This window comes from Nitrosomonas sp., assembly GCF_043753625.1.
In the GTDB taxonomy this organism is placed as follows: domain Bacteria; phylum Pseudomonadota; class Gammaproteobacteria; order Burkholderiales; family Nitrosomonadaceae; genus Nitrosomonas.
The window spans coordinates 1-11,961 of sequence record NZ_JAYUWI010000094.1; the positions used below are offsets into that span (position 1 = coordinate 1).

Genomic DNA, 11,961 nt, shown 5'->3' on the forward strand with positions numbered 1-11,961 from the left:
TGCACAAAAACTAGCCAAAGCATGTGGTGCTTAGGGTTATCACTTGCCAATTTTATTTGTTTGCTGTGGATTTTGTTGTTGCCGGTCACGGTTGCACAAGCGGAAGGCATTCAAATAAAGTCTGTCAGTATGGCAGCAGTTGAACAGGGGTATGAAATCAGCATTGATTCTGAGATTGCTCTTAATGCCACTTTGGAGCAAGCGCTTGAGAAAGGCATCGTGCTTTACTTTGTGACCAAATTCAGTTTGATTGACTCGCGTTGGTATTGGCTTTACGACGAAGTTGCGCGTGGTAAATTAAGAATTGGGTTACGATATTACGCGTTGACGCGTCAATATCATTTGAATCATGCAGCATTTTCACAAAGCTTTAACACGTTAACTGAAGCATTGCAAGCTTTGGGTCAATTGCGTAATTATTCATTGACTGTAAAATATGATTTAAAACAAGATGTTGACTATATCGCATCATTGCGCATCTGGCTTGATTTGACACGGATGCCCAAACCATTCCAGGTTGAAGCTTTGGGTTCCAGTAAGTGGGACCTGAGTTCGGATAAACTGGAATGGCGTATGAAGTTACCAACACCAGAACAATCTTTCCAGATGAAAGGCCATTAATGAAATATGTACTCATTATTGGTGCCGGTGTGGGAGCGGTGATGCTTTTCTTGCTCGCAACAGCGGGTGCCAATACTGAGTTCTTTGAAAGAAAATACCGGCTATTGCTGGGTATCAACATTGTTTTTGTATTGTTTCTCATGGTTATTGTGGGATTTTTGTTGTGGCGATTTCGGCGCAGACTCAAGTCGGGTGTGTTCGGATCCAGGCTGGCGTTACGTTTAATGTTAGTTTTCTCATTGATGGCGATTCTTCCTGGTGTTTTGGTGTATGCCGTATCGGTTCAATTTCTTGAGAAGAGTATTGAGTCCTGGTTTGATGTTAAAGTGGACCGTGCGCTTGAAGGTGGTTTGAGTCTAGGACAAACCATGCTGGAGAACTTGCTGGGAGAATTACAAAAGAAAGCACAAGCGACTGCATTGATATTATCTGAACCTTCCAGCCAGCCATTGCTAGTGCTTAATGAGTTATTGCTGCAATCGCAAATTGAGGAAGCAACTTTGTTTAATCGGGATGGCAAAGTGATTGCATTTTCCAGTGAAAGTAACTTGGCGCTATTTCCTGAAATGCCCAATGCAATGGTGTTGCGACACATTAGAATTCAGAAAGCTTACAGTGCAGTTGAATCCATCGCGGGCAAGGGTTTGTATTTGCGCGTGGTTGCGCCTGTTAATGTATTGAGTCTGAAGGAAGATATCCGGGTGCTTCAATTTTTGCAGCCGGTTCCTGTGCAATTGGCAAGAGATGCTGAGCGGGTGCAAGCAGGATACCGGGATTACCAGGAGCTTTCTTTATCTCGCCAGGGATTAACTCGGTTGTATAGCGTTACATTGACACTGGCATTGCTTTTATCATTGTTTTCAGCATTGGCGGCTGCTTCATTGCTCAGTGAAAAATTGAGCGCTCCGCTCGGCATGCTTGCGGAAGGTACGCGTGCTATTGCACAAGGCGATTACAGTCGGCGCCATTTGGTTCAGAGTAGTGACGAGTTAGGTGTATTGACAGAATCTTTTAATTTGATGACGCAACAACTGGAGGAAGCGCAAGCGGCAGCGCAACATAATCAGCAGGAGGTAGAGAGTGCGCGTGCGCATCTGGAGAGTATTCTGGCAAATCTCTCATCTGGCGTGTTGGTGTTTGACGATCCATTGGTTTTATCCAAGGCAAATCGCAGCGCAGAACAAATACTGCAAATTCCTATGATTAGTCTGGATGGTTCAATCATTGAGGGTTGTGTGAGTAATGAACCGCAACTGGATACTTTGATTGCTGAGATCAGAGAAGGTTTTAATTCTGGAGAGACAGGTGTTTGGCAGCGCCAATTAACACGCTCAGGGGATGGTAAAAATCAAGTTTTACTTTTACGGGGAACACGTTTGCCCAAGATATCGGGGGGGGGCGGGGTGGTGGTTTTTGACGATATTACGAATTTATTGCAAGTGCAGCGTGCAGTTGCTTGGGGAGAAGTTGCGCGCCGCCTTGCGCATGAAATTAAAAACCCATTGACGCCAATTCAACTCTCTGCTGAGCGGGTGCAGCACAAATTGATTAATAAATTGGATGTGGAAGATGCAAAAATACTGCGTCGCTCTACAGAGACAATTGTCAATCAGGTTGAAGCGCTAAAAAGGATGGTCAATGAATTCAATCAATATGCGCGTGTTCCAGAATTGGAATTAAGTCAGCTCGATTTTAATCGATTGGTGCGAGAAGTATTGTCACTGTATGAAACAGCGAGTATGGCAATCGAAAATAGTAAACACATACAAGTCAAACCGTCATTGGCAGACGATTTGCCAGTGGTCAGGGGCGATGCTGCACAGTTACGTCAGGTGCTGCATAATTTGTTGCAGAATGCGCAGGATGCCTTGGTAGATACACCAGAGCCTGTGATTGAAGTGAGAACCGAGATGGTGCATGGAGGTGTGCAACTGAGTGTGCGCGATAATGGCTGCGGTTTTTCGGACGAGATCAGGGCGCGGGTTTTTGAGCCTTATGTCACGACCAAGTCGAAAGGGACCGGATTGGGGTTGCCCATCGTCAAGAAAATTGTTGAAGAACATGAAGGCTTGATTCACATTGAAAATATTAAACCCCATGGCGCACAAATTTCAATTATCCTGCCTACGGTAGAGAAAAATAGCTCTGTGGGAAATAACAAACTGGCGTTAAGTTAAATTAATGAATCAGTAATTAAAGAAAAGATAAACAAAATCTTTCATACTCAGGCACTCGTCAATCCAAAAAACTTGGAATCCATTGTGATCGTGAAATTTGACAGTTGTAGATAAGCTGATTAGATTTCGTTAGTGGAGAGAATTCTAAATGATAACAAACAATACAATACTTGTTGTTGATGACGAAATTGGCATACGCGAATTGCTGTCTGAAATTTTGCGTGATGAAGGATATCGTGTGGCGTTGGCAGAGAATGCTGAGCAAGCGCGAATCTGGCGAAGCCAGACGCGTCCGGATCTGGTGTTATTGGATATCTGGATGCCTGATACCGATGGCATTACACTGCTGAAAGATTGGGCCAGTAACGGAATGCTGACGATGCCGGTGATCATGATGTCCGGGCATGGCACTATCGACACAGCGGTCGAAGCGACGCGTATTGGTGCATTTGGTTATTTGGAGAAACCAATACCGCTACAAAAGTTGCTGAGTACTGTCAGTAAGGCTTTGCGAGGAGGGCAAAGTAAGCAGCAATCAACACTTTCTCTCGCCAGTTTGGGTAAAGGCATTTTAATTGCAGATCTCAGGAAAAGATTAGAGCAAGTCACAAATCTGAAAACGCCTTTACTTCTGATGGGAGAGCCGGGTGCTGGTGCGGAAATGTGCGCGCGTTTTATGCATCGCCCTAATACACCCTGGGTGGAACCAGAGACATTGGTGTCGCTAGCTGAATCACCACTCGATTTGCTGGAACTTGCGCGTGGTGGCCTGTTATTTCTAAAGGATGTGGGTGAAATCAGTAAATTGGCGCAGAAGGGTTTGTTGTTATTGTTGAGCAAGCTGGATAAATATAACGTGCGGTTGGTTTGTGCGACATCTCAACCTTTGGCAGAGTTAACAGCGCAAGGCGTTTATCATCCCAAATTATACGAAGTGCTGAGTAGTTTAAGTATCGGTATTCCAGCATTGAGAGCGCATCGGGAGGATATTCCTGATTTGGCCAGTCAAATTTTGTCACGTTTTGTTGAATCGGGTGAGGCTTCATCAATCTTGCAGTTCAGCACAGCGGCACTTAACTGCTTACGGAATTATGATTGGCCTGGCAATCTTACACAGTTAACAGGTGTCGTGCATTCTTTGGCATTGACATGTACCGGTGATGAAATTTCGGCTGAGGCCGTTCAACAGACAATGGTTTTTCCAGAATCGGCATCTACATCTGTCGCTCCTGAAATCCCGTTGGATCTTTCACTGCGCGAAGCACGTGATTTATTTGAAAAAACTTACTTCGAAAGATTAATCGATCAAGAGAGTGGCAATATGACGCGTGTGGCTGACAGGGCTGGATTGGAGCGCACACATCTTTATCGTAAAATAAAATTACTGGGAATTAAACTGCGGGGAAACTGATTTTGTAAGAAAATTTTGATGCTACTGGATTGGTTTTGTGCGCAAAATAATAGATAATACTAACTTTTCAGCCGATGTGTAGCATATAAACATGCAGACCGGCCATTTCTATTTGTTGAAAATATAAGGGAGTTAGTGTCGATGGGTACATTTAAGGATTTTGACGCGCCGGTGTTTAAAGATTTGACCAGTGCTATTCGTGCATTGGCGATGGATGCCGTGCAAAAAGCCAATTCTGGTCACCCCGGTATGCCGATGGGGATGGCTGAAATTGCTGAGGTGCTGTGGATTCATCATCTGCGTCATAATCCTGGCAATCCAGAGTGGGTCGACCGTGACCGGTTTGTGCTTTCCAACGGACACGGATCCATGCTGATCTATGCCTTATTGCATCTGACCGGCTACAATTTGCCAATGGAAGAAATTAAGCGTTTCCGGCAGTTTCATTCAAAGACACCTGGACATCCGGAATATGGCTATACCCCTGGCGTAGAAACCACCACAGGCCCGTTAGGTCAAGGAATTACCAATGCGGTAGGCATGGCGCTGGCAGAAAAGGTGCTGGCTGCTGAATTTAACCGTCCTGGCTATAATATTGTAGATCACTATACCTATGTTTTTCTGGGTGATGGCTGCCTGATGGAAGGCATCTCGCACGAAGCTTGTTCCTTGGCAGGTACCTTGGGTTTAGGCAAACTAATCTGTTTTTACGATGATAATGGTATTTCCATTGATGGTCACGTGGAAGGCTGGTTTACCGACGACACGCCAAAGCGATTCGAGTCTTATGGCTGGCATGTTGTACCCAATGTCAACGGGCATGATCCAGAAGCGATTGAAGCGGCGATCGAGGCCGCCAAGCAAGTAAACAATAAACCATCAATGATTTGTTGTAAAACAGTCATTGGATTGGGTTCGCCGAATATGGCTAATACCCATTCGGTACATGGCGCCGCATTGGGTGATGCAGAGATTGCGGCTACTCGTCCGCACATTGGCTGGCATTATCCACCGTTTGAAATTCCACAGGAGGTTTATAGCGCTTGGGATGCAAGAGCGAAAGGACAAAGACTTGAGACGGAGTGGAACCAGAAATTTGCTGAGTACGCAGAAAAGCATCCTGCCGAAGCTGCTGAGTTTAACCGTCGTATGGCAGGCGATTTACCCGCAAACTGGCGCAGTCATATTGATAGCGTTATCAATCAGGTCAACGCAAAAGCAGAAACGATTGCCAGCCGCAAAGCCTCACAAAACGCGATTGAAGGCTTGGCACCAATTCTGCCCGAATTGATCGGCGGTTCTGCGGATCTGGCTGGATCTAACTTGACTTTATGGTCAGGCTCTAAGGGGATTAGCCAGAAAAACGGCGGCAATTATGTTTACTATGGCGTGCGTGAATTTGGCATGAGTGCCATGATGAACGGATTGTCGTTACATGGCGGTTTGATTCCTTATGGCGCCACATTTTTGATGTTTTCTGAATATGCCCGTAATGCGCTGCGCATGGCCGCATTGATGAAAATTCGTAATATCTTCGTATTTACCCATGATTCCATAGGCTTGGGTGAGGATGGTCCGACGCATCAGCCAGTAGAGCAGACAGCCACGTTGCGTTATATCCCAAACATGGATGTATGGCGGCCTTGTGATACCGTTGAGTCAACAGTTTCTTGGGCACGCGCTATCGAACGTAAAGACGGTCCTTCAATATTAATTTTTAGCCGTCAGAATCTGCCATTTCAGAAACGGGATGCGGCTACGATCAAATCGATTGATAAGGGTGGCTATGTCTTGTCTGAAGCAGGCAACGGGAAAGCACAAGCTATTCTGATTGCCACAGGCTCAGAGATGGGTTTGGCTATAAATGCGCAGAAAGCATTGGCTGAAGAGGGTATTCATGTGCGCGTTGTTTCTATGCCATGTACGAATGTATTCGATCGTCAGGAACCATCTTACAAGGATAGTGTCTTGTTAAAAGGCGTTAAGCGGGTTGCCATAGAAGCCGGTGTGACAGATTTCTGGCGTAAATACGTCGGTCTGGACGGCGCGGTAGTAGGTATGGACACCTTTGGTGAGTCGGCGCCGGCTGATGTGTTATTCAAGCATTTTGGCTTTACCGTTGAGAACGTGGTCAAGACAGTAAAAGACATTCTCTAATCGAATTTATGATTAAAGTAGATGGGTGTGTGTGTATTCACCTAGCAGTAACAAGTTTCTTATTTAAGGAGTTTTAGTATGGCAATTAAGGTTGGTATTAATGGGTTTGGTCGCATTGGGCGTATGGTATTTCGCTCTGCGGTGCAGAACTTTCCTGATATCGAAATCGTCGCTATTAATGATTTGTTAGAGCCGGATTATTTGGCTTATATGTTAAAACATGATTCAGTACATGGCCGTTTCAAGGGAGACATCGCGATTGATGGGAATACATTGGTCGTCAATGGTAAAAGAATTCGATTAACAGCGATTAAAGATCCTGCTGAGCTGAAATGGAATGAAGTGGGTGCAGACGTCGTGGTTGAGTCGACCGGTCTGTTTCTGACCAAGGAAACCTGTGAAAAACATTTGGTGGCAGGTGCTAAGAAAGTGATTATGTCGGCACCTTCCAAAGATGATACGCCAATGTTTGTTTATGGTGTAAATGATAAGTCTTACAAAGGTGAGAGCATTATTTCCAATGCTTCCTGTACCACAAACTGTTTGGCGCCGATTGCCAAGGTGCTGAATGATAAATGGGGCATTAAGCGCGGACTGATGACCACGGTGCATGCCGCAACAGCTACACAAAAAACGGTGGATGGTCCATCCAATAAAGACTGGCGCGGTGGCCGCGGTATTCTGGAAAATATCATTCCATCTTCTACCGGAGCTGCCAAAGCAGTGGGCGTCGTGATTCCTGAACTGAATAAAAAACTGACTGGTATGGCTTTCCGTGTTCCAACATCAGATGTATCTGTTGTGGATTTGACGGTTGAGCTGGAAAACGATGCATCCTATGATGAAATTTGTAAAGCGATGAAGGATGCTTCCGAAGGATCAATGAAGGGTGTGCTGGGATATACCGATCAGAAAGTGGTATCCACTGATTTCCGTGGTGAAAGCTGTACTTCCATTTTTGATGCGGAAGCGGGCATGGCTTTGGATAAAAGCTTTGTGAAAGTAGTCGCATGGTATGACAACGAATGGGGCTATTCCACCAAAGTGCTGGAGATGGTTCGTACTGTTGCCAAGTAGTTTTGTATTTGAAGATACGCAGTTGAGAATAAATAAAATCTTGATTGTTGTCTGATTTAATATTCAATTCGTTAAGACATAAAGGGTAGCGTTTGCTATCCTTTATATTTTCTTAAAGACAATTTTGGAGCTTGCCGTGTCTGTCATTAAACTTGTTGACCTTGATCTGAAAGGTAAACGTGTATTTATACGCGCTGATCTGAATGTGCCTGTGAAGGATGGTAAAGTAACATCGGATGCACGCATTACTGCGTCGATGGCGACGATTAATCATTGCCTTAAACAAGGCGCCAAAGTGATGGTCACATCGCATCTCGGCCGCCCTGACGAAGGTGTGTGGACAGAGGAGAATTCACTGAAACCGGTCGCGGATAACATTGCAGGCCGTTTAAACAAGCCGGTGCGTTTAATCCGTGATTGGATGGATGGCGGCTTTGATGTGGCCGACGGAGAGTTGGTGGTACTGGAAAATTGCCGCATCAATAAAGGTGAAAAGAAAAATTCGGAAGATACTGCACAGAAGTATGCGAAATTGTGCGATGTCTTTGTGATGGATGCGTTTGGCACCGCACACCGTGCTGAAGCGTCAACCCATGGTATCGCCAAATATGCGCCAACGGCTTGCGCAGGTATTCTGCTCACCGAAGAACTGGAAGCATTAACCAAAGCTTTGTTGAATCCGGCGCGTCCAATGGTTGCAATTGTTGGCGGTTCTAAAGTTTCAACCAAACTGACAGTGCTCGAGTCGTTATCTGAGAAAGTTGATCAGCTGGTTGTGGGTGGTGGTATTGCCAATACATTCCTGAAAGCAACCGGTAAAAATGTTGGTAAATCACTGTGTGAAGATGATCTGGTTCCAACGGCCAAGGTGCTGATGGATAAAATGACTAAACGTAATGCATCGATTCCCATTGCAGTCGATGTGGTGGTGGGTAAAAAATTTGATGCCAACGAACCTGCGGTACTGAAAGATGCGGGTAATGTGAGCGACGACGACATGATTTTTGATATTGGCCCAAAAAGCGCACAAGAATTGGTGGATATCATCATGCGTGCGGGAACAGTCGTTTGGAACGGTCCGGTGGGTGTATTTGAATTTGATCAGTTTGGTGCAGGAACTGAGAAGATCGCCCGGGCAATTGCCGAAACGAGTGCTTTTACGCTGGCGGGCGGGGGTGATACTATTGCTGCGATTCAGAAATATGATATCTATGACAAAATATCCTATATATCAACGGCAGGTGGTGCATTCTTGGAATTTTTAGAGGGTAAGAAATTGCCCGCGGTAGAAATATTAGAAACGCGCGCTAACTAATCGTCAAGAGAGATAATGATTCGAAGAACAAAAATTGTAGCGACACTCGGTCCTGCCTGTAGTAACCCGAAAATTCTGGATCGCATGATCCGGGCTGGCGTGGATGTTGTTCGGATTAATTTCTCTCACGGGACGCGTGAACAGCATATTGAGTTTGCAGAATTGACTCGCTCTTTGGCGCGAGCGGCGGGCCTAACTGTCGGAGTTTTGGCTGATTTGCAAGGTCCTAAAATCCGTGTTGGCAGGTTTGAGCACGGAAAAATCAGGCTTGAAGTGGGGGATCCGTTTATTCTGGATGCTACTTGTGAATTGGGTAATCAGGAAAGAGTCGGGTTAGACTATAAAGAACTACCGAATGATCTGGAAGCCGGAGCTACGCTAATGCTGGACGATGGCCGCATTGTGCTAAGTGTTTCGCACGTGAAAGGTCATCAAGTATTCTGCATCGTTGAACAAGGCGGGATACTGTCGAACAATAAAGGTATCAATCGCAAAGGCGGCGGACTGGGTGCGCCTGCATTGACGAGCAAGGATCTCGAGGATATCAAAACGGCTGCACTACTAGGCGCCGATTATTTGGCCGTTTCGTTTGTCCGTTCCGGTGATGATATCCGGCAGGCGCGGGCACTGATGCAGGAAGCGGGCGGTAAAGGCATGATCATGGCGAAGATCGAACGCTCAGAAGCCATTCTTGCGCTGGATGATATTGTGGAAGCATCCGATGCGATTATGGTGGCGCGCGGCGATCTGGCGGTTGAAGTTGGAGATGCCGCTGTTCCAGCCCTGCAAAAAAGAATGATTCGCTCCGCACGTGGCAATAATAAGTTAGTTGTGACCGCAACGCAGATGATGGAATCAATGATTACTAATCCAATTCCAACGCGTGCTGAAGTATCGGATGTCGCTAACGCGGTACTGGATGGTACCGATGCGGTCATGCTATCGGCAGAATCGGCTGCAGGTGAGTATCCGGTTGAAGCGGTGGAAGCCATGGCGCGCGTTTGTTTGGAGGCCGAAAAGGAATATTTGGTCAGTCATGACAAGCGGATGGCAAATACCAGTCCGGCCAGCATTGAAGAAGCCATCGCCCGTGCCACCATGTTTACCGCCAGTGGGCTGCAGATTCGTGCGATTGCAGCTTTAACGCAAAGCGGTGTGACGGCACTGCTGATGTCGCGGAGAAGTTCCAAGGTGCCTATTTTTGCGCTAAGTCCCAATGAAGAAACACGCCGAAGAGTGACGTTATTCAGGGGCGTTTATCCGGTTGAATTTGGCGAAGGGCTGAATGATCCAGAGATTATTCTGAATCTGGCTGAAGAGGAATTGCTCCAGCGTGGTGTCGTACGAAATGGTGATATCATGGTGATGACGATCGGCGAGCCGGTCGGTAAGTCAGGAGGCACCAATACGATGAAGATTATCAAAGTCGGCGAATGGAAATTACGGCAAGGTATGGATGCCAGGTAAGCAGTCAGGCATGCAATGCTGGTCTGGAATAACGATAGCAACGGTGAAAAGAATCAAAGATTTTAAAAGAACAAGCGTTTGTATTAAATCAGGATCACATTAAGATAATTTTTTGAAGGAGAATTAAATGGCACTCGTATCATTAAGACAACTACTCGATCACGCAGCAGAAAATGGTTATGGCTTGCCTGCTTTTAACGTTAACAATCTGGAACAAATCCAGGCGATCATGCAGGCGGCTGATGAATGCAATAGCCCGGTCATTATGCAGGGTTCTGCAGGCGCGAGAAAATATGCCGGCGAAGCATTTTTACGTCATTTAATTGAAGCAGCCGTTGAAACCTATCCGCATATACCGATTGTGATGCATCAGGATCATGGTGCTTCTCCATCGGTTTGCGTCAATGCAATCCGTAGCGGTTTTTCAAGTGTCATGATGGACGGCTCATTGCAAGCAGACGCCAAAACACCCTCTACCTATGAATACAATGTTAAGGTCACAGCAGATGTTGTCAATACCGCGCATTCGGTCGGTGTCTCGGTGGAAGGCGAACTGGGTTGCCTGGGCTCATTGGAATCTGGCATGGGAGAAGCGGAAGATGGACACGGCGCAGAAGGTGTGTTGTCTCATGATCAATTGCTGACCGATCCGGAAGAAGCTGCCGACTTTGTGCGCAAAACCGGCGTGGATGCCTTGGCAATTGCCATTGGAACTTCCCACGGCGCTTACAAGTTTACGCGTAAACCCACAGGCGATATTCTGGCCATTCAACGCATCAAAGAGATTCATCAACGTATTCCCAATACCCACCTGGTGATGCACGGCTCCAGTTCAGTGCCACAAGAATGGCTGGAAATCATCCGTCAATACGGCGGTGATATCAAAGAAACCTATGGCGTGCCGGTGGAAGAAATTCAAGAAGGTATTAAATATGGCGTGCGCAAAGTCAATATCGACACCGACATCCGCCTAGCCATGACCGGCGCAATCCGCCGCAGTCTGGAAAAAGACAAAAGCAATTTTGACCCGCGCAAATTTCTGAAAGAAGCCACTGCAGCCGCTAAAGACATTTGTAAAGCGCGCTTTGAAGCCTTCGGCTGTGCCGGACAGGCTGGTAAAATCAAACCGATTTCGCTGGAAAGTATGGCGAATCGCTATGCAAAAGGCGAATTGGACGCGGTTATTAAGTAAGTCAAAGCAAGCAGTATCCAATATAGCCATAGATGATTGTGCGGCTTGCACAATCATCTATGCTCCAAAGAAGTAGTTTTCTGGCAAGTATCCGTAAGTTTTATATCCAATCGATAACACAATACTGATGTTTCCTATTCCATAGTGATATCGGTAAATTGTATGGCTTAAAATGTACAGGAGAGTTTAAGTGGCGTGGATTCGCGAGCATATTTTAGAAATAATCACCCTATTAGTCGGATTTGGTGCTATGAATCTGATCTTCATGGCTGAAGTATTTCACGCATCGAATACTGTTGATGCGGAGGGAGCAAGCCAATTAGGAGATTTTGTTGGGGGTTACGTTGGCACATTCTTTGTACTTTTTAGTGTTGTGTTACTTTTAAAGAATTTAAGAGATCCGCGTAAATCCACAGAAATACTAAATTTTGAAGCTAAGTACTTTGAACCGTGCTTATCCGGTTAACTCCCAAGGTAGCTAGATGTAGTAGTGGGCCGTGACTTTTTTGTATAAAGTTCAGCATCGGTCGGCGCAGTGACATCA

At 45.9% G+C, this 11,961-nt stretch carries 9 protein-coding genes; all 9 read left to right on the top strand.

The genetic code is table 11. The features are described 5' to 3' along the window. On the top strand, positions 1-621 hold a 621-nt coding region (locus tag ACH10T_RS08675), incomplete at its 5' end, for a DUF4390 domain-containing protein (RefSeq protein WP_394808902.1). Beyond that, complete coding sequence (locus tag ACH10T_RS08680) at positions 621-2,798, top strand: ATP-binding protein (protein WP_394808903.1); 2,178 nt, start codon at positions 621-623, stop codon at positions 2,796-2,798. The genes ACH10T_RS08675 and ACH10T_RS08680, both read left to right, overlap by 1 nt. A 148-nt stretch (positions 2,799-2,946) precedes the next feature. After that, the gene (locus tag ACH10T_RS08685) at positions 2,947-4,209 is read left to right on the top strand and encodes a sigma-54-dependent transcriptional regulator (protein WP_394808904.1); all 1,263 of its coding nucleotides are present in this window, start codon (positions 2,947-2,949) and stop codon (positions 4,207-4,209) included. 141 nt (positions 4,210-4,350) lie between these two features. Further along, positions 4,351-6,366, top strand: a complete 2,016-nt coding sequence (tkt, locus tag ACH10T_RS08690; protein WP_394808905.1) for a transketolase — start codon at positions 4,351-4,353, stop codon at positions 6,364-6,366. A 78-nt stretch (positions 6,367-6,444) separates the two neighbouring features. Further along, positions 6,445-7,443 (top strand): type I glyceraldehyde-3-phosphate dehydrogenase, encoded by a 999-nt coding sequence (gap, locus tag ACH10T_RS08695; RefSeq protein ID WP_394808906.1) that lies wholly within the window; start codon positions 6,445-6,447, stop codon positions 7,441-7,443. A 136-nt stretch (positions 7,444-7,579) separates the two neighbouring features. Further along, positions 7,580-8,758 (top strand): phosphoglycerate kinase, encoded by a 1,179-nt coding sequence (locus tag ACH10T_RS08700; protein WP_394808907.1) that lies wholly within the window; start codon positions 7,580-7,582, stop codon positions 8,756-8,758. A gap of 15 nt (positions 8,759-8,773) precedes the next feature. Then, positions 8,774-10,225, top strand: a complete 1,452-nt coding sequence (gene pyk, locus ACH10T_RS08705) for a pyruvate kinase (protein WP_394808908.1) — start codon at positions 8,774-8,776, stop codon at positions 10,223-10,225. A 127-nt stretch (positions 10,226-10,352) separates the two neighbouring features. Further along, the gene (gene fba / locus ACH10T_RS08710; RefSeq protein WP_394808909.1) at positions 10,353-11,417 is read left to right on the top strand and encodes a class II fructose-bisphosphate aldolase; all 1,065 of its coding nucleotides are present in this window, start codon (positions 10,353-10,355) and stop codon (positions 11,415-11,417) included. 190 nt (positions 11,418-11,607) lie between these two features. Next, positions 11,608-11,883: a hypothetical protein gene (locus ACH10T_RS08715; protein ID WP_394808910.1), complete on the top strand. Its 276-nt coding sequence runs from the start codon at positions 11,608-11,610 to the stop codon at positions 11,881-11,883. Positions 11,884-11,961: the final 78 nt, after the last annotated feature.